We start from the raw sequence: 26,769 nt of genomic DNA on the forward strand, positions 1-26,769 counted from the left end.
AAACCTTTGTGGAGCCGGGCTGTTTACTGTGAGAGAGCAGAGATGACATGCTGAGGATCGTTGGCAATAGCACGTAACAGCGCTTTAGCCGGCCCCGTAGGCGAACGTCTGCCCTGCTCCCAGTTACGCAACGTATCAACACTGACAGAGATGAGATTCGCGAATTTACTCTGTGATAAACCGGATGCCTGACGGATTTCTTTAATTTTCATCGCATCGATTTGAAAGGTGCGCGATGGCTCACGTTTGCCCTCGGCGATTTCGTTCATTTGCGCCATGCTTTGGGTTAACCGCTCAAACAGCGCCTTATCCATTTACCACCTCTCAATCATCTTTTTCAGAATGGCTTTCTCGCTTGCTGACAGGTCATCTTTGATTCCTTTGCGATAGATGAGCAGCAGCCTAATTTCAAACTCACGCGTACGGTGAAAATAGATAACGCGTACGCCCCCGCGTTTTCCTCTCCCTTTGGCAAGCCAGCGAATTTTTCGTAAACACGCCTGTATGCTGGATCACATCGCCATAATCAGGCTGAGTTGCAAGGAAAACCTGAAGTTTATGGTATTCGTCATCATCCAGTAACGCTTTGACGTCTTCTGTGAAGATATCCGTTTCAATGAATAACATAAATTATACGCCATTGGCTTATAGTAACAAGTGTTCAACGTACGTCAATGACGTACTCTGTGCGAGTTACGTTATTGGGGTTCAGAGAAATTATCCATTTTTTTCATTGGGTAATATTCGTTTCTGCGAGCCGCTTTCCAGTTCCCTGGCTTCACAAAATTTGTTGTTTTCTTCCGCATGAAACCAGGCTATAACTGTACATTCATACAGCTTAAAAGAACGTTAATATGGCTCTGGAAAACGGGATCGCGCAGTTAGTTAAGGACTTTATTGATGCAGGAAAGCCCTCTTCGCGTGACCAGAATATTGATGACCGAAGAAAAGGGTATATTGCCAGTACGTTACTTGCCGGGAAAAAAGAAGCTCGCGTCCAGGTTGAAACGCGCGTCATTGATGACCTCACCTTTCAGATTTATTCGCCTCTCAATGCCACCGAAACGTTACCCGGTGCCCTCTATTATCACGGCGGATGCTTTGTCAGCGGAGGGTTTGAAACCCATGATAACCAGCTCCGCCAGCTGGCGTTTTACGGTAACTGCCGGGTCATTGCGGTTCAGTACAGACTGGCACCCGAGCATACGTTCCCTGCTGCGCATGACGACGCAGAGCGAGCGGCTGCGCTTGTCTGGCAAAATGCAGCAGTATTTGGCGTGAATAAAAACCGCATCACCCTTTGCGGAGACAGCGCAGGGGGGCATCTGGCGCTGGTGACGGCTCTGCGGATTAAGACCAAAGGCCTCTGGAACCCGGCCCAGCTCATTCTTATCTACCCCATGCTCGACGCTACAGCCAGTTTTGAAAGCTATACCCTTAATGGCCAGGATTACGTAATTACTCGCGATACCCTGCTCAGCGGATATGAAATGTATCTCGCAGACACCGACCGTCAGCATCCCGAAGCCAGCCCGCTATGGCGGAATGATTTTAACGGTCTTCCGCCGGTGCACATTATTACCGCCGAGTACGATCCGCTCTGCGATGAGGGAGAAATGTTGTACCAGTATCTGGCAGAGCAGGAGGTGAGGTGTACCGCTCAGCGATGGCTGGGGGTCATACATGGTTTTTTCCAGCTTGGTGGAATTAGCCAGTCAGCGCGAGATGTGATGCGGGACATCGCCTGGCGGATAAGCTCCGCCCGGCGATAACGCTGAAGAGATTACTCTTCCTCGTTCCCACCTTCTTCATACGCGCCAAAGGGCTTCGCCGGAAGAACGATATAGGTGCCTTCAAACACCGCGCCCGGCGTTTTATCGCCAAACAGTTCTACCTGCATCTGGACGCGGGCTTTGCGACCGCGAGCCAGGCGGTCGAGATCGCCACCCAGTGAACCCAGGTCGGCCACGGCGCTCGGCTTGCCGCTAATCGGTGCGCTATAGCGAATATGAGCGTCGGCAAGAATGATCGTGCCGCCCAGATGGCGCTCGCGAAGCATCAGCCAGATAAGCCCCCAGCCGGTAAGCGTGGCCAGCGAGAACAGGCTGCCGGCAAAAAGCGTATGGTGAGGGTTCTGATTGCCGGTTTCCGGCATGGTGGTAATAAATTTTTGTCCGGTGTACTGCTGAATACGCACGCCCATTTTTTCGCTGAGCGGAATGTGCTGATACCAGGCCTGCTGCAGCTGTCCGCACCAGTCAGCGCGATGGAGAATATCATCCAGCGTGGCGATGGGTTTGATCATCAAAAAATGACGAATCGGGGTGGTTTGCGGAGTCGTGATCTCCCCCTGGTTCACAAAACCGAGCTTGGCAAAGAACTCGACGGCATCTTCGCGGGCGCTACAGGTGACGCGCTTAACGCCTTCCTGGCGAGCGACGGATTCCAGGGTCATCGCCATAAGCGTCCCCAGACCTTTGTCCTGCACGGAGGGATGAACCGCCATAAAGCGAATCGAGGCTTCGTTATCGGCGTTGATATACAAACGCCCGACGGCGACGAGGTTGCCCTCTTCGTCCATCACCATCTGATGGTGGGCCATCGCGTCCCAGGCGTCGCGTTCAGACCCTTTTGGCTGATGTAATGGCTTGCGTAGCATTTCCCAGCGGAACTGGTAATAAGCTTCTAACTCTTCTTCCGTTTGCGGTACTCGAAGGTGATACATAGCTGTACTCTCTCTTGTTACCCGCGGCCACGCCGCCAGTTGGCTCATACCTGGAGCCAGAATGTGACGGGGCCATCGTTCACCAGCGATACCTGCATATCTGCAGCGAATCGTCCGGTTTGCGTATTCATTTCCTGCTGGCGACAACGCTCAACAAAGTATTCATAAAGTTCTTCTGCACGATCCGGCGCGGCGCCTTTAGAAAAACTCGGGCGCATGCCGCGCTCGGTATCCGCAGCCAGCGTAAACTGGGAAACCACCAGCACGCTGCCGCCCGCCTGCTGGACATTCAGGTTCATTTTACCTTCCGCATCGCTGAAAATACGGTAGCCCAGCACGCGCTCGCACAAGCGGTTGGCTTTTTGTTCGTCATCATCCTTTTCGACACCTAACAACACCAAAAGTCCTGGGCCAATTTCACCCGTCACCTCTCCCTCCACGGTGACGCTGGCACGGGTTACGCGCTGTATCAATGCAATCATGGTTGGTCTGCTTCTTGTTGTTTTTCAGCTGCTGCTGCTTTTTTAAGTTCGCGGTATACACCGAGAGTGACAGTTATTTCAGCACCAAGCAAGACGATACACCAGGTCCAGTAGACCCAGACAAACAAAATGGGGATCACCGCCAGCACGCCGTATATCAGCTGATAGGACGGGAACATGGTGATGTAGAGGGCAAACCCTTTTTTGCCCAGCTCAAAGAGCAATGCCGCCACCAGCGCCCCCACGACCGCATCGCGGTTAGGCACGCGCGTGGTCGGCACGACGCTATAGAGCAGCCAGAACGAGAGCCACGACAGGATCAGCGGAAAAATGCGGAGCCCATTATCAATAACGCCGTTTAAATCACTCGCCCAGCGCAGGGAAAGCAAATAAGAACTGATCGCCAGGCTGGCTCCGGCCAGCAGCGGCCCCAACGTGAGGATCATCCAGTACACGGCAAAGGAATAGACCTTTGGCCGTGTCTTTTTACTCCGCCAGATGGTGTTCAGCGCGTTATCGATGGCGTACATCAACAACAGCGCAGTGACGATAAGACCGCATGCCCCCACTGCCGTCATCTTGCTGGAGTTGGCGACAAACTGCTCAATGTAGTTCTGGATGACATCCCCGGTTGCAGGGATAAAATTTGCGAAGACAAAATGGCGAAGCTGCAGGCTGACGTCCGCAAACATTGGAAAAGCGGAAAACAGGGCAAAGATAACGGCCACCAGCGGCACTAACGAGAGCAACGACACGTAGGCGAGGTTACCCGCCAGCGTGGTCATGTTGTCCTCATCAATGCGGTGCCAGAGCAGCTTCAGCCAGGCCCTCAGCGGGCGAGTATGATGCGTGGCTTTTTGATGAACGGTTTTTAGCATAACTGCTTCGCAAAGTAGTTTGGTATCGTCTCTTTTCCGGTCACCAGAATTGACGTGATGCCCAACTGATTAGCTCCCTCTATATTATCGGCATTGTCGTCGAAAAAGACCGCATCGGCCGCGGTAAAACCTTCTGCGTCGAGAACAGCCTGATAGATCCGGGCTTCAGGTTTACGCATACCCATCTCCTGCGAAAGATAGATCTTATCTGCCGCGGCCTTAACTTCAGGGTACTCCTCAGGCCAGAAGGTGGTGTGCAGGCGGTTGGTATTCGACAGGACGACCACCCGATGCCCCTGCTCGCGAAGTTTATGCATGATGTCGATCACGTCCGGTCGTATGGCGACAAATACCGCCTGCCAGCCGTGTGAAAACTGCTCGTAACTTAACGGGAGATCCATCTCCTGGCAGAAACGTTCAGCGAACTCTTCATCGCTAATCTCGCCGCGTTCATGCTGATGGAAGGTCTCGCCCATCGCGAAACTCTGCTTCAATGTCGCCAGCGGGACACGGCTAAAATCGCTCCATGCGCCCAGCACCCGATTAAAATCGATATCGACGATTACGTTTCCTAAATCAAAGATATAAAGCATGTTTATCTCCTGCTCGCCGTGGAGAAGTAACTGTAGCGGGAATAAAGAGATTTGACTATGCGCGCGGTCGAAGGTGTGCGATTGATTTTTACGGCGTGTGATAAAAGCCCGGCAGCGTGGCGTTGATACCAGCCGCATCCGCAAAGGTTTTAACAATGCAATCGTTATTTAATCCGCGCGCGTTCTGATGATATCTGCAATGGTATCAAGCGCCCGGAAATATGATTGACCAGGGTTTTATTATCCGCGTCATACTCAACCAGCTTGTTAATGCGATACAGCTTTCTTTTCCTCTGCAATAACAAGATTTAACGCCATACGCTCAAAGGGCATACTTATATTTAACAACAGTATAGGCCAGAGAAGATCATGGTGCGACATCATCTTATTTAAGATTAAAAATAAAGCATTAAATTTCAATTGGTTATAAATGATTTTTCTTAGATTCACCTCATCTAAAACGATCTAATAAGATTTCATTACACTTCACCAGGCCAAATACTTATATTGGGGCACCACCAGGGAAAAGACTGACGCTTATGTAGATTTACGAAACGATTCTTTAGCTATTTGTGCCATTTGCGGAATTTTCTTCCCGGCTTTTCTTTGCAGAATAGTCTTAATGGATTGTGGGATATTCCTGGAATAATGCCAGGACCTTTTGTTTGTTTGCTATGGCGCCGGTCTACCAAAATAGATGCTACCAGGAATTTATTTTCCCTGGCACTATTTTTCACAAACAAGACCAGACCGCTGTATATGTTTCAAGATTGACACATTTGAACGGCAGTGAAATATTGACAATGAAAATAAGACAGGAGTGGACTGGATGATATCATCGTCACAAAATGTTGTCCGCTGTATAAGCTGTGAATTGTCCTGTCAGTTATTTCCAGATAACGCAGTACGATCACAATACTGTGACAACGCCTCGTTTGCCGTTTGGCCGGTTGGTAATCATTTTTTAGAAATAGCAGTACAAGATAAGATATTGCGGAGAAACAATAATCACTTATCACGCGGGTTTATTTTTGTAGATTTTTCGATATACAACCTGCGTGTGCTTGCAGATCCGCAATGGATTGAACGTCTGGCGATAACTAACATGAATATTGTTATTATTACGGACCGAAAAATGGAGGCACTGGCTAATTACTTTATCGCACAATACAGTGAAATAAAGGGAATTGTATATTTTGACGATAATGACGTTAAATTACAGGAAAAGATAAACTATCTTTTTTCCGGTAGACGTGTAGACAACAGGCGAAGAAGTACCTTGAATGCTGTCGAATTCATGTTGCTTAACCGATTTATGTCAGGCGAGTGCCTTCAGGAGATAATAAAAACAAACAGCATCAATGTGAAACAAATTTACGTTCATAAAGTTCGACTAGAGAGGAAATTAGGGACCAGCATTCATAAACTTCTCGTTTCTATTTTGTAATATTAACTTCTTAACATACCCACATTTAATAGTGTGGAGGATGTTTTACGCCTGAAAGAAAGGGGCAGTTATGCCATATTTAATGAAACACTCACCTGTCGCGGTTGCGATTTCGCTGGCGTTATCGTCAGCGCTATTCGCCGTACATGCTGCGGTAATAGATTTTGCTAATTTACCAACCTCCGGAGCGGTAACGGATTTGCCTGCAGAAATACAGGCGCTAATACCGGCAACGGCAAATGCGAACTTTAGCAAAAATACCACCGATCCTAACTATGTCTATCAGTACAGCCCGGGTAATATCCCGATCTACGGAGATGGGATCACGCTCGAAGGGCCAGGGGCGGAAGCCTTCGAGCATTCCATTACCGTTATTCAGAACTCCACGTCCGGCAGCCCGGGCGTAATATTTGGTGACGATCTGACTATTCGCACCCAGTCAAAAGCAGCCGCCAATAATGGTAAAGATGTCGACGGCATTCGTACCCATGGTATGAACACGCCGGACAATCCGGTGTTTATCATTACCGGCGATCGCACACACATCTACGTCAATGGCCAAAGCGGCGACGGCATTAATGCCGGGTATAGCTCCTTCAGCCAGGGCTCTCTCGGCTCCGCCAATATTTATGTGGGCGACGATCTCTACATCGAAACCACCGGCAGCACCGGTCGCGGGATTAGCGCCTATGCACTAAATGACGCATCGAAGGCCAAAAATAACGTTATCGTCGGCGATCGTGCGCATATTGTTACGCGGGGCACCTACGCCGAGGGGATCCGCACCAACCAGAGTGGCTCTTATGTCCGTCTGGGTGATGAGGCAACCATTGAAACGTTCGGCGCATCGGCCTACGGCCTGTATGCGGGTTCTGCGTCAAAAATTGAGCTAGGAAAAAACGCGGCCATTATTACTGACCAGAATAGCGCCTCCGGGATCTATTCAACCGGCTCATCGACCATCAACCTTGATGAGGGCGCCAGCATTACCACCAACGGCGCCAGCGCGCATGGTGTCTATGCCTACACCGGTGCGGTAAACCTTGGCGATAACGCCACCATTGCGGTAAACAGCAGCGCTAAAACAAGCAGCTCCGCGCAGGCCCCGCACGGGCTCTACGCCTGGTCACGCGGCGTGATAACGCTGGCGGGTGGCGCAACCATTACCACCGCTGGCCAGCGCGACAGCGGCAGCTATGCCCTGAACGCAGGTAATGGCGGGGTTATTGATGCATCCGCCGGCGGCAAATTCATCCTCAACGGCGATATTCTCTCCGCAGGCGGCATCGCGGCCACCAGCAAGCTACCGGCACAAAACAGCACCATTACGCTGACAATGAATGACAACTCATTGTGGAACGGAGCGTCCTTCATTGAGAGCAATGCCGCAGGCAGCGGTGCCATCGCACTTACGATGAATGATGCCGTATGGAATATGCGCGACAGCTCCACGCTGACCAGCCTGACGCTGAATGCGGGCGGCACGATTAATTTCCAGCATCCCGAAAATGCAACCTGGCAAACCCTGACCATCAACGATGATTACATCGGCAACGGCGGCAAGCTGGTTTTCAATACCGTGCTGTTTGACGATACTTCTGAAACGGACAAGCTGATCGTTGAAGGGAATACTTCCGGTCATACCGGGGTGGAAGTGAACAACATTGGCGGTACCGGCGCACAAACCGTAGAAGGGATTGAGATTGTCAGCGTTGGCGGCAACTCTGACGGGACGTTCGCAAAGACCAGCCGTATCGTGGCAGGGGGTTATGACTATAACGTTGTGCAAAAAGGTAAAAACTGGTTCCTGACCAGCCTGGCTGAGCCCGTTGACCCACCGGACGATCCTGTTGACCCACCAGTTGACCCTGTTGACCCGCCAGTTGACCCGGTAGACCCACCGGTTGACCCGGTAATTCCACCGGTCGATCCCGTTGACCCACCGGTTGACCCGGTGATTCCGCCGGTCGACCCCGTAGACCCACCGGTTGACCCGGTTGTTCCACCGCAGGAACCGGTACCGCCTGCTGCGCCACCGAAAAGCGAGCATCAGTATCGTCCGGAATTTGGCAGCTATCAGGCGAACAGCTATGCGGCAAATACGCTGTTTATGACCCGTCTGCACGATCGTCTGGGTGAAACGCAGTACACCGACATCCTGACGGGTGAGCAAAAAGTAACAAGCCTGTGGATGCGTAACGTCGGTGGCCATACGCGGTTTAAAGACGGCAGCGGCCAGTTAAAGACCACTGCCAATCGCTACGTGCTCCAGATAGGGGGAGATGTGGCGCAATGGAGTTCCGACGGTCTGGATCGCTGGCATCTTGGCCTGATGGCCGGCTACGGCAACAGCCAGAGCCGGAGCGTTTCCAGCCTGACCGGATACCACTCGCGTGGCGAAGTTAATGGCTATAGCGTAGGCCTGTACGGTACCTGGTACGCAAACGAAGCGGATAAAAGCGGCACCTACGTTGATAGCTGGATGCTGTATAACTGGTTCGATAACAAGGTCATGGGGCAGGATCAGGCCACTGAGAGTTATCGCTCAAGTGGGGTAACCGCCTCTGTCGAAGCGGGATATAGCTTCAAGGTGGGCGAAAGCGGTCGCAACAGCTACTGGCTCCAGCCAAAAGCGCAGGTGGTGTGGATGGACGTGCAGACTGACGACCATCGCGAACGCAACGGCACGCGAGTGAAAGACGAAACCCAGGGAAACCTGATGACCCGTCTCGGCGTGAAGGCCTACATCAGCGGGCATAACGCGATTGACGACGGTAATTCCCGTACCTTCCAGCCGTTCATCGAAGCGAACTGGATCCACAATACTCAGACCACGCGCATCCGCATGGATGACGTCAGCAACGAGATGCGCGGTACGCGCAACATCGGTGAGCTTAAAACGGGTGTGGAGGGACAGATCACGCCGCAGCTTAGCGTCTGGGGCAACATGGCTCAGCAGGTCGGCGATAAAGGCTTCAGCGAGACGCAGGGAATGCTGGGGGTGAAATACAGCTTCAAATAACAACAAAAAAGCCGCTGATATCAGCGGCTTTTTTTACTACGGATTGACCGTATTACTCTTCTTTCGCACCGCGCATTGCACGTTTACGATCGTTCTCGGTCAGGTGACGTTTACGGATACGAATTGACTGAGGAGTCACTTCTACCAGTTCGTCGTCATCGATGAATTCCAGAGCTTGCTCCAGGGTCATCTTGATAGGTGGAACCAGAACCGTTGCTTCGTCAGTACCGGACGCACGCATGTTGGTCAGTTTCTTACCGGTCAGGCAGTTTACAGTCAGGTCGTTAGAACGGCTGTGAATACCGATGATCTGGCCTTCATAAACTTCAGCACCGTGACCCAGGAACAGCTTACCGCGATCCTGCAGACCGAACAGCGCAAACGCAACCGCTTTACCCTGACCGTTGGAGATCAGCACGCCGTTGTTACGCTGGCCTACTTCGCCCGGACGAACGTCGTCATAGTGGCTGAAGGTGGAGTACAGCAGACCGGTACCAGAGGTCATGGTCATGAACTCTGAACGGAAGCCGATCAGGCCACGGCTTGGGATCACGTAGTCGAGACGTACGCGGCCTTTGCCATCTGGATTCATGTTTTTCAGGTCGCCTTTACGCTCGCCCAGTGCCTGCATTACAGAACCCTGGTGCTGCTCTTCAACGTCCAGCGTCACGTTCTCGAACGGCTCTTGTTTACGGCCGTCGATTTCGCGGAAGATAACTTTCGGACGGGAAACCGCCATTTCGAAACCTTCACGACGCATGTTTTCGATCAGAACAGACAGATGCAGCTCACCACGACCAGAAACGCGGAACGCATCAGCGTCCTGGGTTTCTTCAACGCGCAGCGCAACGTTGTGCACCAGCTCTTTGTTCAGGCGGTCAAGGATCTGACGAGAGGTAACGAACTTACCTTCTTTACCACAGAACGGAGAGGTGTTGACGTTGAAGAACATCGATACGGTTGGTTCATCAACGGACAGGGCTGGCAGCGCTTCGACGTTCTGCGGATCGCAGATGGTGTCGGAGATGTTCAGTTCACCCAGACCGGTGATAGCAATGATGTCGCCCGCTTCTGCCACGTCGCTCTCGATACGCTCAAGACCCAGGTGAGTCAGCACTTTGCCTACTTTACCGTTACGGGTTTTGCCTTCGCTATCGATGATAGTGACCTGCTGGTTAGGCTTCACTTTACCGCGCTTGATACGACCAATGCCGATTACGCCAACGTAGTTGTTGTAGTCGAGTTGAGAGATCTGCATCTGCAGGGTGCCGTCGAGATCGACGTTTGGCGCAGGAACACGGTCAACAATCGCCTGGTACAGCGGGGTCATGTCTTCAGCCATGTCTTCGTGGTCCAGACCTGCGATACCGTTCAGCGCAGACGCGTAAACGATAGGGAAGTCCAGCTGCTCGTCGGTCGCGTCCAGGTTAACGAACAGGTCGAATACCTGGTCAACAACCCAGTCAGGACGCGCGCCAGGGCGGTCAACTTTGTTGATAACAACGATTGGCTTCAGACCATGGGCAAATGCTTTTTTGGTCACGAAGCGCGTCTGTGGCATTGGGCCATCCATTGCGTCAACGACCAGCAGAACGGAGTCTACCATGGACATTACACGTTCAACTTCACCACCGAAGTCGGCGTGCCCTGGGGTATCAACGATGTTGATACGGTAGTCATTCCATTTAATCGCGGTGTTTTTCGCGAGGATGGTAATCCCACGCTCTTTCTCCAAATCGTTGGAGTCCATCACGCGTTCTTGGGTTTCGGCACGAGCATCAAACGTACCGGATTGCTGCAGCAGCTTATCAACCAGGGTAGTTTTACCATGGTCAACGTGCGCGATGATGGCGATGTTACGCAAATTTTCGATCACAACTTTGCCTCAGGCATTTAGAAATAGCGCGTTATTGTACACGGATTAATCGCACTACAAAACAGGATCACAAACATCCCCCGCAAACAAGTATTGCAGAGATGCTTTGTGATCGCTTTCACGGAGCGGTAAAAGGGCACTTTAACGTAAATTGCACCAATATGGTGCTCAATGTTCACATTGAAGCACTATACTGGTGCAACAAATCCATTGTGGTGCAGCCCTTTTGCACTATGGTGCGCATGATAACGCCTTTTTGGGGTGTTTTAAAAGTTGGCACAGATTTCGCTTTATAAAAAATACATGGCGACAGCCAGTACAAACAGAAATTGAAGACCTCGTTACCACGACGACAATGACCAATCTGGAGAGTTAAGTATGTCCGCTGAACACGTTTTGACGATGCTGAACGAACATGAAGTGAAGTTTGTTGATCTGCGCTTCACCGATACCAAAGGTAAAGAACAGCACGTCACAATCCCTGCTCATCAGGTGAACGCCGAATTCTTTGAAGAAGGCAAAATGTTTGACGGCTCCTCCATTGGTGGCTGGAAAGGCATTAACGAATCCGACATGGTTCTGATGCCAGATGCGACCACTGCGCTCATTGACCCGTTCTTCGAAGAACCGACTCTGATCATCCGTTGCGATATCCTCGAGCCAGGCACTCTGCAGGGTTACGACCGCGACCCACGTTCTATCGCAAAACGCGCTGAAGAGTACCTGCGTTCTACCGGCATCGCAGACACCGTTCTGTTCGGGCCAGAGCCAGAGTTCTTCCTGTTTGACGACATCCGTTTCGGCGCTTCAATTTCTGGTTCCCACGTGGCTATCGATGACATCGAAGGTGCATGGAACTCTTCCACCAAATACGAAGGTGGTAACAAAGGTCACCGTCCTGGCGTGAAAGGCGGTTACTTCCCGGTTCCTCCGGTCGATTCTTCACAGGACATCCGTTCTACCATGTGTCTGATCATGGAAGAGATGGGCCTGGTTGTTGAAGCTCACCACCACGAAGTGGCGACCGCTGGCCAGAACGAAATCGCAACCCGCTTCAACACCATGACCAAGAAAGCGGATGAGATTCAGATCTACAAATACGTTGTGCACAACGTTGCGCACCGTTTCGGTAAAACCGCAACCTTCATGCCAAAACCAATGTTTGGCGACAACGGTTCCGGTATGCACTGCCACATGTCTCTGTCCAAGAACGGTACCAACCTGTTCTCTGGCGACAAGTATGCGGGTCTGTCTGAGCAGGCGCTGCACTACATCGGTGGTGTTATCAAACACGCTAAAGCGATCAACGCCCTGGCGAACCCAACCACTAACTCTTACAAGCGTCTGGTCCCGGGCTATGAAGCACCAGTGATGCTGGCCTACTCTGCTCGTAACCGTTCTGCTTCTATCCGTATTCCGGTTGTTGCCTCTCCGAAAGCGCGTCGTATCGAAGTGCGCTTCCCGGATCCAGCGGCTAACCCATACCTGTGCTTCGCAGCACTGCTGATGGCGGGTCTGGACGGTATCAAAAACAAGATCCACCCAGGCGAAGCGATGGACAAAAACCTGTACGACCTGCCGCCAGAAGAAGCGAAAGAGATCCCACAGGTTGCTGGCTCTCTGGAAGAAGCCCTCCAGGCGCTGGACGCAGACCGTGAGTTCCTGACTGCCGGTGGCGTGTTCACTGATGAAGCGATTGACGCTTACATCGCCCTGCGTACTGAAGAGAACGACCGTGTACGTATGACTCCGCACCCGGTTGAGTTCGAACTGTACTACAGCGTTTAATAAAGTTGTTTTACCCGGCGTGACAAGCGCCGGGAGTAGTTGCCGTGGAAACTTTTAGCCCATCTCCGGATGGGCTTTTTTCTCCACCAACAACCTGATCTCACGCGCTTTTTACGCCGAAAACGCTATACTGCACTAAATTAGTGCAAACGACTCCAGGAGACTGCTGAATGGCAACTGGCACGCTGCCCGATGCTGGGCAGATCCTCAATTCTTTGATTAACAGCATCTTGCTGGTCGATGACGAGCTGGCGGTGCATTACGCCAACCCGGCGGCGCAGCAGTTGCTTGCCCAAAGCGCACGCAAACTGTTTGGCACCCCGCTTCCGGAACTCCTGAGCTATTTTTCGCTGAATATTGGCCTGATGCAGGAAAGTTTGCAGGCGGGTCAAGGGTTCACGGATAACGAAGTGACGCTGGTGATCGACGGGCGCTCGCATATCCTGTCGCTGACCGCGCAGCGTCTTCCCGAAGGTATGATCCTGCTTGAAATGGCGCCGATGGATAATCAGCGTCGACTGAGCCAGGAGCAGCTTCAGCATGCGCAGCAAATTGCCGCCCGAGACCTGGTGCGCGGTCTGGCACATGAAATCAAAAACCCGCTGGGTGGATTACGCGGCGCGGCGCAGCTTCTGACCAAGGCGCTGCCCGACCCTGCTCTGGCGGAGTACACCAACGTCATCATTGAGCAGGCGGACCGTCTGCGTAATCTGGTTGACCGCCTTCTCGGGCCGCAGCAGCCGGGAATGCATGTCACAGAAAGCATCCATAAAGTGGCCGAACGGGTGGTGAAGCTCGTCTCAATGGAGCTGCCGGAGAACGTCACGCTGGTACGTGATTACGACCCAAGCCTGCCGGAACTGGCGCATGACCCGGATCAGATCGAGCAGGTCCTGTTGAATATTGTGCGCAACGCGCTGCAGGCGCTGGGGCCGGAAGGGGGCGAGATTATTTTACGCACCCGCACCGCCTTCCAGCTCACGTTACACGGCGTGCGCTATCGCCTGGCGGCCCGAATCGACGTCGAGGATAACGGGCCTGGTATTCCATCGCATCTGCAGGACACCCTGTTCTATCCGATGGTAAGCGGTCGCGAAGGCGGGACCGGCCTGGGCTTATCCATTGCCCGCAGTTTGATCGATCAACACTCTGGCAAAATTGAATTTACCAGTTGGCCGGGACATACCGAGTTTTCGGTTTTCCTGCCGATTAAAAAATAAAGGTGACGTTTATGCAACGAGGGATAGTCTGGGTAGTCGATGACGATAGCTCCATCCGTTGGGTGCTTGAACGCGCGCTCACAGGGGCGGGATTAAGCTGCACGACGTTTGAGAGCGGCAGCGAAGTGCTCGACGCACTCACCACCAAAACGCCGGATGTTCTCCTGTCGGATATTCGCATGCCGGGGATGGACGGGCTGGCGCTTTTAAAGCAGATAAAACAACGCCACCCTATGCTTCCGGTCATCATAATGACGGCACATTCCGATCTGGATGCCGCAGTGAGCGCCTACCAGCAAGGGGCGTTCGATTACCTGCCCAAACCGTTTGATATTGACGAAGCGGTGGCGCTGGTTGAGCGCGCGATTAGCCATTATCAGGAGCAGCAACAGCCGCGCCACGCGCCCGATTTTGGGCCAACGACTGACATCATCGGCGAAGCGCCGGCAATGCAGGATGTGTTTCGCATTATTGGCCGCTTGTCCCGCTCGTCCATCAGCGTATTGATTAACGGTGAATCGGGAACCGGTAAAGAGCTGGTTGCACATGCACTGCACCGCCACAGCCCGCGGGCAAAAGCACCTTTTATCGCCCTGAATATGGCGGCTATCCCGAAGGATTTGATTGAATCGGAACTGTTCGGCCATGAAAAAGGGGCGTTTACCGGGGCAAATACCATTCGCCAGGGGCGTTTCGAACAGGCTGACGGCGGTACGCTGTTCCTGGATGAGATCGGCGATATGCCGCTGGATGTCCAGACCCGACTGCTGCGCGTGCTGGCCGACGGGCAGTTTTATCGCGTGGGCGGCTATGCGCCAGTGAAGGTGGACGTGCGCATTATCGCTGCGACCCACCAGAACCTGGAGCAACGCGTGCAGGAGGGAAAATTCCGCGAGGATTTATTCCATCGCCTGAACGTGATTCGCGTTCATCTGCCGCCGCTGCGTGAACGCCGTGAAGATATCCCTCGCCTGGCGCGTCATTTCCTGCAGGTGGCTGCCCGGGAGCTCGGTGTGGAAGCCAAACAGCTTCACCCGGAAACCGATGCGGCTCTGACGCGTCTGGCGTGGCCGGGCAACGTACGTCAGCTGGAAAACACCTGCCGCTGGTTAACCGTGATGGCCGCCGGACAGGAAGTGTTGATTCAGGATTTACCGGCCGAGCTGTTTGAAGCGACCGCGCCTGAAAGCAGTACCGGGCACACGCTGCCGGACAGCTGGGCGACGCTGCTGGCGCAGTGGGCGGACCGTGCGCTGCGTTCCGGTCATCAAAACCTGCTGTCTGAAGCTCAGCCTGAGATGGAGCGTACGTTATTAACCACCGCGCTTCGTCATACTCAGGGTCATAAGCAGGAAGCCGCCCGCCTGCTGGGATGGGGACGTAATACCCTGACGCGCAAGCTTAAAGAGCTCGGAATGGAGTGACCTTTACCGCAGCGTAAAGATTATTAATTGAGCGCAAAGTGGTGTTATTTTGCGCTTTACTGTTCCGTTAAGTTTTGTATGATCGTGCCCGGAAATTGAGGGTGAACATCATGCTGGAAACATTAGTGAATATGCTCTCTAGCGGAGCCGCTGAAAGCCACACGCCACAAACCGCCGTTGCGGCCGTGCTGTGTGCGGCGCTGGTCGGGCTGTTTAGCTAGCGAGTTGAACGTAAAAGCCGGGTGGCGGCTACGCCTTACCCGGCCTACGTTTTTTAGCAATGCGGCTTAAATGACCCGCGAGAACTGCTGCAAACGCGCTTTCTGCCGCAGGTAGGCATCAAAGCACATGCAGATGTTACGAATCAACAGACGCCCTTTCGGCGTGACCTCAATCGCACTCTCCGATACATCCACCAGCCCGTCTTTCGCCAGCGGCGCCAGGAGCTTCAGGTCTTCTGCAAAATAATCGCTGAAGTGCAGACCCCACTGCGCTTCCACATCACTGAAATCGAGACGGAAGTTGCAGATAAGCGCCTTAATCACGTCCCGACGGATGCAGTCGTCGCGCGTTAACGCAATGCCGCGCCACAGCGCGTTACCTGTGTCATCAACCTGCTGATAGTAAAGCTTCAGCTCTTTCTGGTTCTGCGCGTAACAGTCGCCAATCATGCTGATGGCGGAGACGCCCATCCCCAGTAAATCGGTATCGCCCTGGGTCGTGTAGCCCTGAAAGTTACGGTGAAGTACCCCTTCACGCTGGGCAATGGCCAGCTCGTCATCAGGACGGGCAAAATGATCCATACCGATAAACTGATAGCCGGTCTCGGTCAGCGAGGTAATGGTTTCCTGCAGGATATCCAGCTTCTGTTGGGCAGAAGGAAGGTCGGCATCTTTAATTTTACGCTGAGCGGCAAAAAGCGTCGGCAAATGCGCATAGTTAAAGACGCTCAGGCGGTCAGGGTTAAGTTCGGCCACGCGCTTCAGCGTGAAGGCGAAGCTTTCCGGCGTCTGCTTTGGCAGGCCGTAAATCAGGTCAATATTGGTCGAGGTGAAGCCAATTTCACGCGCATGGTTGAGTAAGGCAAAGATAAATTCTTCGTCCTGCTCGCGGTTCACCAGGCGCTGAACTTCTTTATTGAAGTCCTGCACGCCCATGCTCAGGCGGTTGAAGCCCTCTGCACGTAAATGATCCAGCACATCCAGTTCAATTTCACGCGGATCGACCTCGATCGAGATTTCAGCGTCGTCGTTAAAACTGAAATTGCCGCGCAGCAGAGTCATCAGACGGCTTATTTGCGCTTTATTCAGATAGGTTGGCGTGCCGCCACCCCAGTGAAGCTGGCTGACGTGACGGCCAGCAAACAGCGGCGCGCGATGCACAATTTCTTGTTCGAGCGCGTCAAGATACTGGTCGGCTTTATGCTGCTGACGGGTAACGATTTTATTGCAGCCGCAGAAGTAGCAGAGCTTGTGGCAGAACGGAATATGGACGTAGAGAGACAGCGGACGCTCAGGATAGCGCGCGACAGCCTGCTGAAAATCATCCTCGCCGAAGGCATCGGAGAACTCCAGCGCAGTGGGGTATGACGTATAACGCGGCCCGGAATAGTTATATTTCTGGATTAGGGCCAAATCCCAGTCGATAGATGGTACTGACATGCTCACTCCTTCCGTTGGTGTCGCGTTCGTATACGGCGGCCCGTTCCGGCCCTATTGCGGGCCATCACTCGGGTGCGCAGCCACTTCTGTCGCCGCGACAACCGCCGTAGTTTAACGAATAACCACACCAGATAACATATAACCGGAAGGGTTATAAGCAGGACTATCGTGCCTGCCGGGTGCAAATGTTAGTTTCCACCCTTCAGAAGACGCATCATATCTTCCTGCTTTTCGTCTTCTTCTTCATCTTCGTCATCGTCGTATGACAGGCCCAGCTTCTGCATCAGTTCATCGATGCGATCCAGTTTGGCATCAACCCATGACTGCTCTTCGGCGGTCAGGGTTTCACCCTCTTCAAGACGTTCCAGCAGCGCGTCCAGGCGCTCATCGTTCTCCAGCAAATCCAGCTCAGCCTGCGGTGAAAGCATAGGTTTCTCGCTCTTTGGTTTGTGCTGCTTAGTGACCGGGGTGTCTGTCACGCCCAGTGGAATGGGAGTTTTACTGCCGATACGAGGATCTTTCTGCTGTTTGCCTTTTGCAGAAGCGCCCGCTGCACCAACGCCGCTGGCACGGCTACCCGCAGCATGACCGCGATGTTTTTTATCGCGTTTACGATCGCGCGCTTCCTGGTTCAGTTCTTCGCGCGTTTTGCGGCGTGCTTTTGCAGGGCGTTTCGCACCCGCAGCGGAGGTTGGTTTTTTCATGATGTTTTATCTTTAAGTCGTTTTCTTCAGTATAGAATTGCGGCGAAATCTAGCAGAAAGCAAGCAAAGAAAAAAGGCGACAGAGCAATCTGTCGCCTTTTTTCCTGACTCACAACCCTTAGCGGGTCAGACAATCCGTGTTTGCCAACAACAAACCCTGTTTATCCCTTGGCTAATACCGTCCGTGATACGGTTCCATTTCCTGTTAAAACGCCTCCAGGCGCTGGTCATCCTGACAATCCTGCGTCTTCGCCTCCTGGCGCTCCTGACCCTAATCCTTAAGTCGATTTCCTGATGGCTTCCTCGCCCTGACGCACACTTTACCTTGTTCGCATAAACTAACAAGCAACGAAACAGTATAAAAAGAGATTTTCAGATAATTACCCGGGAATAAGCTCATGATTTAAAACAGTTTGCATTTTTTAACGCCTGCGAATTCTCTGAAATCTCCCATAGCATCTCTGGCCGATCTCTCACACCGTTTGGGGCTTTAGCCTACAGGTCATATGTAATCAGAAAGCCTTTTGCCTGCATTCGGGTATAATCTCCCTCAGATTACGATTTTGGAGACGACCACGTGACTACCTGGAACTACCAACAGACGCATTTTGTCACCAGTGCGCCCGATATTCGCCACCTTCCTTCTGATACCGGCATTGAAGTGGCCTTTGCTGGCCGCTCCAATGCGGGGAAATCCAGCGCCCTGAATACGCTGACCAATCAGAAGAGCCTGGCGCGTACCTCAAAAACACCTGGCCGTACCCAGCTGATTAACCTGTTTGAAGTGGCAGAAGGCAAACGCCTTGTCGACTTACCGGGATACGGTTACGCACAGGTACCGGAAGAGATGAAAATCAAATGGCAGCGTGCGCTGGGTGAATACCTGGAAAAGCGCCTGTGCCTGAAAGGTCTGGTGGTGTTGATGGATATTCGCCATCCCCTTAAAGATCTGGATCAGCAGATGATCGACTGGGCTGTCGCAAGCGATATCGCCGTGCTGGTGCTGCTGACAAAAGCCGATAAGCTGGCAAGCGGTGCGCGCAAAGCGCAGGTGAATATGGTTCGCGAAGCGGTACTGGCGTTCAACGGTGATGTGCAGGTTGAGCCGTTCTCCTCGCTGAAAAAGCAGGGCGTGGACAAGCTGCGTCAGAAACTCGACACCTGGTTTAGCGAGCTGGAACCCGCGACGGAAGCGGAAGAAGAGTAATACCGAGCGCGGCGACGGCCGCGCTTTTTTTTGCCCTGATTTTTTCTTTGCCGCAATAAAAAACGCCCCAGTCATTACTGACTGGGGCGGCTAAAATATTCAGCCAAATCCGATTACGTGAAGTAAAAGGTCTGAAAGATAGAACATCTTACCTCTGTACCCTACGTCGATAACTCTACCCCTTTTTGTGCTGCAGAAAAAGCACTTTTTGTAGTTTTTTTTCATTCTTTACATAGGGAATTCTAATGATCGTCACAAAACGCGCGTTGTTATGTTGCAAACTTACATAAAACGCGCGTTCTTCGCAGAAGCGTTAGTGAGCCTGATCCCAGTTTTCACCACTTCCCACTTCCACCAGCAACGGCACGTCCAGCGTCATGCTGCTTTCCATCAGTTCGTGGATCTTTTTCGATACGACGTCGAGATCGTCTTTGTGCACTTCGAATACCAGTTCATCGTGTACCTGCATGATCATTTTCACGCGAGGCTTCTCTTTTTCTAGCCAGGCATCAACGGCGATCATTGCGCGCTTGATAATGTCCGCCGCGGTACCCTGCATCGGGGCGTTGATCGCCGCACGCTCTGCGCCAGCGCGTCGCGCCGCGTTGCTGGATTTGATGTCCGGCAAGTAGAGACGGCGGCCATCAAGGGTTTCAACGTAACCTTTCTCCTTCGCCTGCGCGCGGGTGCGCTCCATGTATTCCAGCACGCCCGGATAGCGTTCGAAGTAGAGGTCCATATACTTTTGCGACTCTTTGCGCGGAATATTGAGCTGGCGCGAAAGGCCAAACGCGCTCATGCCGTAAATTAAGCCGAAGTTGATCGCTTTAGCGCTGCGGCGCTGTTCGTTCGTCACGCTGTCCAGCGGCAAACCGAAAACTTCCGCCGCGGTCGCCCGGTGGATATCCTTCCCTTCTGCGAAGGCCGTCAGCAAACCTTTGTCGCGGGAGAGATGCGCCATAATGCGTAGCTCAATTTGCGAGTAGTCAGCCGAGACAATCAGGTAGTCATCGGGCGCAATAAAAGCCTGACGAATACGGCGGCCTTCTTCGTTACGTACCGGGATGTTCTGCAGGTTTGGATCGGTTGACGAGAGACGCCCCGTCGCCGCTACAGCCTGATGATATGAGGTATGCACGCGGCCTGTTTTCGGGTTGATCATAAGCGGGAGCTTGTCGGTGTAGGTAGACTTCAGCTTCGCGAGGCCACGGTACTGCAGAATCACTTTTGGCAGCGGGTAATCCAGCGCCAGCTCTTCCAGCACCTCTTCAGAAGTTGACGGTGCGCCGCCAGGGGTTTTCTTCAGCGGCTTGATACCCTGCTTTTCAAACAGAATGGTTTGCAGCTGCTTCGGCGAAGAGAGGTTAAACGGCTCGCCGGCAAGCTCATGCGCTTTTTGCTCAAGCTCGGTCAGACGCTGGGCGAGCTCACCGGAGTGGTTATGCAGCACCGTTGGATCGATCTTCACGCCGTTGCGTTCGATGCGGGACAGTACGGGAACCAGCGGCATCTCGATATGCTGGAACACGTTCAGCGGTCCTTCATGCTTCTGCAGTTTTGGCCACATCTTCAGGTGCAGCTGCAGCGTGACATCAGCATCTTCCGCCGCGTAGCGCCCTGCCTCTTCGAGAGCAATCTGGTTAAAGGTAAGCTGATTTTTCCCTTTACCGGCAATCTCTTCAAACGTGATCGTTTTGTGCTTGAGCCAGCGGTCAGATAAGGAATCCATATCATGACGGCCCGCGACGCTGTCCAGAATGTAGGATTCGAGCATTGTGTCGAAGGCAATCCCGCGCAGTTCAATGCCGTAGTTCTGCAAAATGCCGCGGTCGTACTTGAGATTTTGCCCGACCTTCAGCGCCTTCTCGTCTTCCAGGATCGGCTTCAGCAGCTTAAGCACGCGCTCACGGGAGAGCTGTTCCGGCGCATCCAGGTAATCGTGCGCGACGGGCACATAGGCCGCAAGACCGGGCTCAGTGGCAAAGGAGAGGCCCACCATATTGGCAGAGATGTTATCAAGACTGTCGGTTTCGGTATCAAAGGCAAAGACCGGCGCTTTTTTCAGCTTCTCGATCCACGCAATCAGCTGCGACTCGTCAAGAATGGTTTCATAATTGTCAGAGGAAAGCACCGCGGCGGCTTCTTCCGCCTGCTCTTCTGCATCAACAACAATTGTCTCTTTCGGCTTTGCAGCAGGTTTGGCACCTTTTGCCTGCAGCCATTTGCCGGCTTCTACGTCAGTGATCCAGCGCTTAAATTCATATTTCTTAAACAGGGTCAGCAGATCGTCAGCGGAAGGCTGTTGTACCTCCAGCTGTTCACAGCCCAGCTCCAGTTCAACGTCGGTTTTGATGGTTGCCAGCTTATAAGAGAGATAAGCCACCTCTTTGTTTTCTTCCAGTTTTCCGGCCATGGTTTTTGCACCACGGAAGGTGAGCCCGGCGATTTTATCCGATTCCGCATATAACGTATCCAGCCCGCCCAGCCCCTGAAGCAGCGCTTGCGCGGTTTTTTCACCGACGCCCGGAACCCCAGGAATGTTATCCGAGGAGTCACCCATCAATGCGAGGAAGTCGATAATCAGTTCAGGCGGCACGCCATACTTTGTAACCACCTCTTCAGGTCCCAGAATGGTGTTAGTCATGGTGTTAATCAGGGTGATACCCGGCGTCACCAGCTGTGCCATATCTTTATCACCGGTGCTGATCAGTACTGGTCGGCCCATTTTTTCAGCTTCACGCGCCAGCGTGCCGATGACGTCATCGGCTTCGACGCCAGAAACGGCCAGCAGCGGCAGGCCCATCGCCTTCACCATGGCGTGCAGTGGCTCAATCTGCGCGCGCAGATCGTCAGGCATTGGCGGACGGTGGGATTTGTAATGCTCAAACAACTCGTCGCGGAATGTTTTGCCTTTCGCATCAAAAACGACTGCCGCATGAGTTGGCTGATACTGAAGAATAAGGCTGCGAAGCATATTCAGCACGCCGTACATTGCGCCGGTAGGTTCCCCTGCGCTATTGGTCAGAGGAGGAAACGCATGATACGCCCGATACAGGTAAGAAGAGCCATCGACGAGAATAAGAGGGTTTTCTGGGATCTGAACCATAATGTCCGTGCCTTTAATCAATTTATGCGTAAAGGATGCCACAGAAGGATGAAAACATCAGTTATTAGCGCCAGATACCGGAAAAGATTTTGCGATCGTGAGGATCGCTCGCAAAAATAAAACTGTGGATAAGTTTGTGCATATTTTCACTTCATATGAATAACAGTCGCTTAAAACACATATTGGGTTATATTTAGATCTTAATTATCATGCTGTTATGTTGCCAGATCTTCTCTATATGCTAACTGATGGCAATTTAGTCTATGTGGATATAAGCCTTGATTAGCGCAGAATCACAGAGAAATCTTCTGCGACAGAGGAAAAGCCGCCAGTTCCTCACGTGAAAGCCCCATTACTTTGTCTGTTTTCTGATAAAATCAGCGCCCAGCGCCGAATAGCCGGCTGCCCACTTACAGCTAACCATTTGAAAAAGCTCATCATGTCGAGATTGCTCGCTGCAATAACATTACTGTTAAGCATCATTTTAACTATCCTGGTGACTATCGCCTGTTCTGTGCCGATCATTATCGCCGGGCTCGTTAAACTGCTGCTGCCTGTACCCGCGGTGTGGCGAGCCGTGTCCGCATTTTGTAATTTCATGATGTACTGCTGGTGTGAAGGACTGGCAATCCTGTTGTGCCTGAACCCACATCTGAAGTGGGATATCAAAGGGCTGGAGAGCCTCAACAAAAAAAACTGGTATCTGCTGATCTGCAATCACCACAGCTGGGCTGATATCGTGGTGTTGTGTGTGCTTTTCCGCAAACACATCCCGATGAACAAATACTTCCTGAAACAGCAGCTCGCCTGGGTACCTTTTATCGGCCTGGCCTGCTGGGCGCTGGATATGCCGTTTATGAAACGCTATTCGCGCAGCTATTTGATTCGTCATCCGGAGCGTCGCGGTAAAGATGTGGAGACCACACGCCGTTCCTGCGAAAAGTTTCGTGCGCATCCAACAACCATCGTGAACTTTGTTGAAGGCTCCCGGTTTACGCAAGAGAAGCACCAACAAACTCGTTCCCCTTATCAGAATCTGCTGCCGCCAAAGGCCGCAGGCATTGCGATGGCGCTTAATGTGCTGGGCACGCAGTTCGATAAGCTCCTTAACGTCACGCTCTGCTATCCGGAAAACGATAAGACGCCGTTCTTCGATATGCTCAGCGGCAAACTAACGCGTATTGTTGTGCGTGTCGATCTGGTCCCGATAGATGCCGAACTGCATGGTGACTACGTTAACGATAAGAATTTCAAGCGTCGTTTCCAGCAGTGGCTTAATGCGCTCTGGAAAGAGAAAGACGAACAGATAGACAGCATTAAATCTTCATACAAAAACGCCGGTCAGTGACCGGCGTTTTTACATCAGCGAAATTACTTCTTCTCAACCAGGTATTTCACGGTATCGGCGTACTGCTGTACAAAGATATCCATGCTGCTGGTGTCCATGCCCTGCATGTTCAGCTGGTATTTGCCATTAACAAACATTGCCGGAACGCCCTGCAGCTGCAGGTCAGCCGCCGCTTTTTCCTGCTGTGCCACCAGTGACTTCACCACAAAGCTGTTCCATGCCGCGTCATAATCTTCACCTTTCACGCCGGCATCTACGAAAACTTTACGGATATCCGCAGTGGTCTGAACGGTCTGGGTTTTCTGCACGGCTTCAAACATTGGGGACGTTACCTTATCTTCAACGCCCAGCGCGATGGCTACCGCCCACGCCTGAGTCAGGTCTTTACCCAATGGACCCAGGAACTCAACGTGGTACTTGGTCATTTTGGTGCCTTCCGGCAGCTTTTTCTTCACGTTGTCAGAAACATGCAGTACCTGCTCGAACTGGTAGCAGTGTGGGCAATAGAACGAGAAGAACTCCAGAACCTGTGGCTCGCCAGCGACAGGCTTGTCCAGCGTGATGTACTGTTTGCCGTCGGTAAACTGCGCCGCAGAAGCGCTAAATGCCAGAATCATACCTGCCAGCGCCAGCCAAATTTTTTTCATGATTAACTCTCTCCTGGGTGTGTCTAATTAATACATCGGCGTTAATTGCAGAGGGGGCTCCTGAAGAACCTTAACCTGCTCAGTAAATGTAGATATCTGGCTACGCCAGTAATCCTCTCCGGTAAGCCACGGGAAATTTCGAGGAAATGCGGGATCGTCCCAACGCCTGATTAACCATGCGAGATAATAAACAAAACGCATAGCACGTAAAGGCTCAATCAGGGCAATTTCGTCTGAATTAAACGGGCTAAACTCTTCATAGGCTTCAATAATGGTTTCAAGCTGCATGCGTTGCTCGGCTTTGTCGCCATTGAGCAGCATCCACAGATCCTGAACCGCTGGGCCCATGCGCGCATCATCGAGATCGACAAACAGCGGGCCATCGCGCCAGAGAATATTGCCGGCGTGACAATCGCCATGCAGGCGCAGAACGGAAATATCATCGCGCCAGCAGGTTTTAACCGCAGCAATAAGCTTATCGGTAGCGCTGAGGAAATCTCCCTTTAGCGCATTGGGAATCATTGCAGACGTTTCGAATATTTCACGCGGTTCAAGAAGGTATTCCTGAATCCCGATAGTCGGGCGGGCAGTAAAGGTTTTTTTGCGTCCCGTCTGGTGTATACGTCCCAGATAGCGAGCCACCCACTCCATCTGATCGATATTATCCGCCTCAAACTGGCGCCCCCCCAGACTTGGGAATACCGCGTAATAAAACCCCTGGTGCGTGAGGAGCGTCTGGTTATTGAATTTTAGCGGTGCGGCAATGGGGACATCGTCATCCAGCAGATCGTGAGCAAACTGATGCTCTTCCTGAATTTGTTCTGCGGACCAGCGTTCAGGACGATAGAACTTTACGACGAAGCGCTGACGTTCCTCATCCTGAAATTGATAAACGCGGTTTTCGTAGCTGTTTAACGGCGTTAGCCCGGAATCCACGCGAATGCCCTGTTCAAACAGGGCATCCATAATGGTGTCCGGGTGTAATGTCTGGAAAGTAAAAGCCTGGTCGTTCATCCGATCATCCGGAAATTATACGAATGATTCAGGATATCATCTTGTGGCGATTTCGGTGCCGCCGCTTACAAGCTTTTACTCTTTAATTACGCCTCGGGCGCGCAATAATGCGGTCTTAAAATCTTCCTCATAATCTTTCTGAATACCAGGAATAACAGCATCTTTGGCAGAGTCACGCATTTTGAGGTGGTAGATCAGGATGTCGTCAGAAAGGTCTGCCAGTTCGCCGTCAAAACCTGACTCTTTCGCCAGTTTCTGTAAAAATTGCATCAGATTCAGCTCTGGCTCTTTTTGCCAGGCGGGCTGGAGGAGTTCAATAACTTCATTCAGACGTTTACATTTCATGGTGGTGCTCCTTTCATTTAGAGTGACACGTTAGCAGGGTCAATCCCACAATAAAAGAGGCGATATTCGTGAATCGGGGTCTGGAAATCATCGGCGTGGTTCTGGCGGGTGGCAGAGCAACGCGTATGGGGGGAAAAGATAAGGGGCTTCAACTCCTTAACGGCAAACCCTTATGGCAATGCGTCGCTGATACGCTTGCAGGCCAGGTGACGACAATGGTCATCAGTGCGAACAGGCATATTGGCACTTACCAGCGCAGCGGGTACGCCGTTTATCAGGATAGCCTTGAGAATTACCCGGGACCGCTGGCCGGTATGCTTTCGGTCATACAACAGTCGCACGGAGAGTGGTTTATGTTCTGTCCCTGCGATACGCCGTTTATTCCGTCCTGCCTTGTCGAGCGTTTGTTATTGCTCCGTGGCGCAGCGCCTGTGGTTTGGGTACATGACGGCGAGCGTGACCATCCTGCTATCGCGTTGATGCACCGATCGCTAGCACCTGCCCTGCAGGCGTATCTGGCTGCGGGAGAGCGCAGGGTGATGGTTTTTATGCGCGGCTCTGGCGGACATCCCGTTGATTTTAGCGATTTGAAATCAGCGTTTGTGAACGTGAATACGAGTGAAGATTTGCAGATGATGCAGGAGAAAAGATGATACCTGTTGTAGCCATTTCCGCCTGGAGTGGGACCGGGAAAACCACGCTGCTGAAAAAGCTCATTCCTGCGCTATGTGCAAGAGGTATCCGTCCAGGATTGATTAAGCATACCCACCATAATATGGATGTCGATAAACCTGGCAAAGATAGCTATGCGTTGCGTAAAGCGGGTGCAGCGCAAACGATGGTGGCAAGTACTCAACGCTGGGCGCTGATGACAGAAACGCCGGATGAGGCGCCGCTGGATCTGGCTTATCTGGTTAGCCGGATGGATCATTCCACGCTGGACCTGGTGCTGGTTGAGGGTTTTAAGCATGAGGCCGTGCCTAAGATCCTGCTGTTCCGAAGCGATGCCGGGCATGATGTCAGTGAGTTAGCGCTTGATGAGCACGTGATTGCCGTAGCCAGTGATGTTGTGTTGCCGCTGGAGGTTCCGCTGCTGGATTTAAATGATGTGGATGGGATTGCGGAGTTTATTGTGGCGTGGAGTGCGGTCTGACTTGCCGGATGGCGGCTTTGCCTTACCCGGCCTACAAAATTCGGTGGTTCAAAAACGCAAAAAGGCCATCCTTGCGGATGGCCTCTCTACTTATTTGATGCCTGGCAGTTCCCTACTCTCACATGGGGA

General features: G+C 52.3%; 25 protein-coding genes and 1 pseudogene. 11 read left to right on the forward strand and 15 right to left on the reverse strand.

Annotation, left to right across the window (positions count from 1 at the left end; genetic code table 11):
* Positions 1 to 23: 23 nt before the first annotated feature.
* Positions 24 to 314: a NadS family protein gene (nadS, locus tag AC3WOK_RS22640; RefSeq protein WP_059311773.1), complete on the reverse strand. Its 291-nt coding sequence runs from the start codon at positions 312 to 314 to the stop codon at positions 24 to 26.
* Positions 315 to 627, reverse strand: a pseudogene (locus tag AC3WOK_RS22645) (type II toxin-antitoxin system RelE/ParE family toxin).
* Positions 628 to 854: 227 nt separating this feature from the next.
* Here AC3WOK_RS22645 and AC3WOK_RS22650 point away from each other — a divergent pair.
* Complete coding sequence (locus AC3WOK_RS22650; RefSeq protein ID WP_492355141.1) at positions 855 to 1,772, forward strand: alpha/beta hydrolase; 918 nt, start codon at positions 855 to 857, stop codon at positions 1,770 to 1,772.
* An 11-nt stretch (positions 1,773 to 1,783) separates the two neighbouring features.
* On the opposite strand, the gene fabY is transcribed toward AC3WOK_RS22650, so the two are convergent.
* Genes fabY through yihX form a run of 4 tightly spaced genes read right to left on the reverse strand, consistent with a single transcriptional unit; the run spans position 1,784 to position 4,678 of the window.
* Positions 1,784 to 2,725, reverse strand: coding sequence for a fatty acid biosynthesis protein FabY (gene fabY / locus AC3WOK_RS22655; RefSeq protein ID WP_025759561.1), 942 nt, complete (start codon positions 2,723 to 2,725; stop codon positions 1,784 to 1,786).
* 44 nt (positions 2,726 to 2,769) lie between these two features.
* The gene (gene dtd, locus AC3WOK_RS22660) at positions 2,770 to 3,207 is read right to left on the reverse strand and encodes a D-aminoacyl-tRNA deacylase (protein ID WP_047345532.1); all 438 of its coding nucleotides are present in this window, start codon (positions 3,205 to 3,207) and stop codon (positions 2,770 to 2,772) included.
* Entirely contained in the window at positions 3,204 to 4,085 is an 882-nt protein-coding gene (locus AC3WOK_RS22665) for a virulence factor BrkB family protein (protein WP_059311770.1), read from the reverse strand. Before AC3WOK_RS22665 ends, dtd begins: the two co-directional genes overlap by 4 nt.
* Positions 4,079 to 4,678, reverse strand: a complete 600-nt coding sequence (gene yihX, locus AC3WOK_RS22670; protein WP_252000999.1) for a glucose-1-phosphatase — start codon at positions 4,676 to 4,678, stop codon at positions 4,079 to 4,081. The genes AC3WOK_RS22665 and yihX overlap by 7 nt, the downstream gene beginning before the upstream one ends.
* 829 nt (positions 4,679 to 5,507) lie before the next feature.
* Between yihX and AC3WOK_RS22675 the strand changes: the two genes are divergently transcribed.
* Positions 5,508 to 6,125 (forward strand): hypothetical protein, encoded by a 618-nt coding sequence (locus AC3WOK_RS22675; protein ID WP_063958127.1) that lies wholly within the window; start codon positions 5,508 to 5,510, stop codon positions 6,123 to 6,125.
* Between the two features lie 70 nt (positions 6,126 to 6,195).
* Positions 6,196 to 9,147 carry an autotransporter outer membrane beta-barrel domain-containing protein gene (locus AC3WOK_RS22680; RefSeq protein ID WP_492355142.1) on the forward strand — a complete coding sequence of 984 codons (2,952 nt, stop codon included), beginning with the start codon at positions 6,196 to 6,198 and terminating at the stop codon, positions 9,145 to 9,147.
* 52 nt (positions 9,148 to 9,199) lie between these two features.
* Here AC3WOK_RS22680 and typA read toward each other — a convergent pair whose 3' ends face one another.
* Entirely contained in the window at positions 9,200 to 11,023 is a 1,824-nt protein-coding gene (gene typA / locus AC3WOK_RS22685) for a ribosome-dependent GTPase TypA (RefSeq protein ID WP_023333895.1), read from the reverse strand.
* Positions 11,024 to 11,401: 378 nt separating this feature from the next.
* Between typA and glnA the strand changes: the two genes are divergently transcribed.
* The 4 genes from glnA (at position 11,402) to AC3WOK_RS22705 (ending at position 15,676) form a co-directional block, all read left to right on the forward strand.
* Positions 11,402 to 12,811: a glutamate--ammonia ligase gene (gene glnA, locus AC3WOK_RS22690; RefSeq protein ID WP_023333896.1), complete on the forward strand. Its 1,410-nt coding sequence runs from the start codon at positions 11,402 to 11,404 to the stop codon at positions 12,809 to 12,811.
* A gap of 170 nt (positions 12,812 to 12,981) precedes the next feature.
* Positions 12,982 to 14,031, forward strand: coding sequence for a nitrogen regulation protein NR(II) (glnL, locus tag AC3WOK_RS22695; protein ID WP_014885760.1), 1,050 nt, complete (start codon positions 12,982 to 12,984; stop codon positions 14,029 to 14,031).
* Positions 14,032 to 14,042: 11 nt separating this feature from the next.
* Positions 14,043 to 15,455, forward strand: coding sequence for a nitrogen regulation protein NR(I) (glnG, locus tag AC3WOK_RS22700; RefSeq protein WP_063431208.1), 1,413 nt, complete (start codon positions 14,043 to 14,045; stop codon positions 15,453 to 15,455).
* Positions 15,456 to 15,565: 110 nt separating this feature from the next.
* Positions 15,566 to 15,676: a YshB family small membrane protein gene (locus AC3WOK_RS22705; protein ID WP_032670298.1), complete on the forward strand. Its 111-nt coding sequence runs from the start codon at positions 15,566 to 15,568 to the stop codon at positions 15,674 to 15,676.
* A gap of 66 nt (positions 15,677 to 15,742) precedes the next feature.
* Here the strand turns inward: AC3WOK_RS22705 and hemN are convergent, their stop codons facing one another.
* Together hemN and yihI are read right to left on the reverse strand one after the other, a co-directional pair.
* A complete protein-coding gene (hemN, locus tag AC3WOK_RS22710; RefSeq protein WP_492355143.1) occupies positions 15,743 to 17,116 on the reverse strand; it encodes an oxygen-independent coproporphyrinogen III oxidase in 1,374 nt (457 codons plus the stop codon).
* 188 nt (positions 17,117 to 17,304) lie between these two features.
* Positions 17,305 to 17,820, reverse strand: coding sequence for a Der GTPase-activating protein YihI (gene yihI, locus AC3WOK_RS22715; protein WP_047345538.1), 516 nt, complete (start codon positions 17,818 to 17,820; stop codon positions 17,305 to 17,307).
* Positions 17,821 to 18,397: 577 nt separating this feature from the next.
* Here yihI and yihA point away from each other — a divergent pair.
* Positions 18,398 to 19,027 (forward strand): ribosome biogenesis GTP-binding protein YihA/YsxC, encoded by a 630-nt coding sequence (gene yihA, locus AC3WOK_RS22720; RefSeq protein ID WP_023309768.1) that lies wholly within the window; start codon positions 18,398 to 18,400, stop codon positions 19,025 to 19,027.
* A 99-nt stretch (positions 19,028 to 19,126) separates the two neighbouring features.
* On the opposite strand, the gene spfP is transcribed toward yihA, so the two are convergent.
* The 3 genes from spfP to AC3WOK_RS22735 form a co-directional block, all read right to left on the reverse strand.
* Positions 19,127 to 19,174, reverse strand: coding sequence for a small protein SpfP (gene spfP / locus AC3WOK_RS22725; protein WP_071892919.1), 48 nt, complete (start codon positions 19,172 to 19,174; stop codon positions 19,127 to 19,129).
* Between the two features lie 166 nt (positions 19,175 to 19,340).
* Entirely contained in the window at positions 19,341 to 22,133 is a 2,793-nt protein-coding gene (gene polA, locus AC3WOK_RS22730) for a DNA polymerase I (RefSeq protein WP_492355144.1), read from the reverse strand.
* Positions 22,134 to 22,469: 336 nt separating this feature from the next.
* Positions 22,470 to 22,733: a hypothetical protein gene (locus AC3WOK_RS22735; protein ID WP_235836467.1), complete on the reverse strand. Its 264-nt coding sequence runs from the start codon at positions 22,731 to 22,733 to the stop codon at positions 22,470 to 22,472.
* Between AC3WOK_RS22735 and yihG the strand changes: the two genes are divergently transcribed.
* A complete protein-coding gene (gene yihG, locus AC3WOK_RS22740; RefSeq protein ID WP_235836466.1) occupies positions 22,630 to 23,481 on the forward strand; it encodes a 1-acylglycerol-3-phosphate O-acyltransferase, YihG family in 852 nt (283 codons plus the stop codon). The two genes, AC3WOK_RS22735 and yihG, sit on opposite strands and share 104 nt — an antisense overlap.
* Before the next feature lie 23 nt (positions 23,482 to 23,504).
* On the opposite strand, the gene dsbA is transcribed toward yihG, so the two are convergent.
* The 3 genes from dsbA to AC3WOK_RS22755 all read right to left on the reverse strand — a co-directional run bounded on the left by dsbA (position 23,505) and on the right by AC3WOK_RS22755 (position 25,487).
* Positions 23,505 to 24,128, reverse strand: a complete 624-nt coding sequence (dsbA, locus tag AC3WOK_RS22745; protein ID WP_047345540.1) for a thiol:disulfide interchange protein DsbA — start codon at positions 24,126 to 24,128, stop codon at positions 23,505 to 23,507.
* Between the two features lie 27 nt (positions 24,129 to 24,155).
* Complete coding sequence (locus AC3WOK_RS22750) at positions 24,156 to 25,142, reverse strand: serine/threonine protein kinase (RefSeq protein WP_492355145.1); 987 nt, start codon at positions 25,140 to 25,142, stop codon at positions 24,156 to 24,158.
* 75 nt (positions 25,143 to 25,217) lie between these two features.
* Positions 25,218 to 25,487: a YihD family protein gene (locus tag AC3WOK_RS22755; RefSeq protein ID WP_003861904.1), complete on the reverse strand. Its 270-nt coding sequence runs from the start codon at positions 25,485 to 25,487 to the stop codon at positions 25,218 to 25,220.
* A gap of 68 nt (positions 25,488 to 25,555) precedes the next feature.
* Here AC3WOK_RS22755 and mobA point away from each other — a divergent pair, with 68 nt between their 5' ends.
* Positions 25,556 to 26,140: a molybdenum cofactor guanylyltransferase MobA gene (gene mobA, locus AC3WOK_RS22760; protein WP_492355146.1), complete on the forward strand. Its 585-nt coding sequence runs from the start codon at positions 25,556 to 25,558 to the stop codon at positions 26,138 to 26,140.
* Positions 26,137 to 26,640, forward strand: coding sequence for a molybdopterin-guanine dinucleotide biosynthesis protein MobB (mobB, locus tag AC3WOK_RS22765; protein WP_063431220.1), 504 nt, complete (start codon positions 26,137 to 26,139; stop codon positions 26,638 to 26,640). The genes mobA and mobB overlap by 4 nt, the downstream gene beginning before the upstream one ends.
* The last annotated feature ends 129 nt before the right edge of the window (positions 26,641 to 26,769 follow it).

Source organism: Enterobacter sp. FW301-JW81, assembly GCF_058788735.1.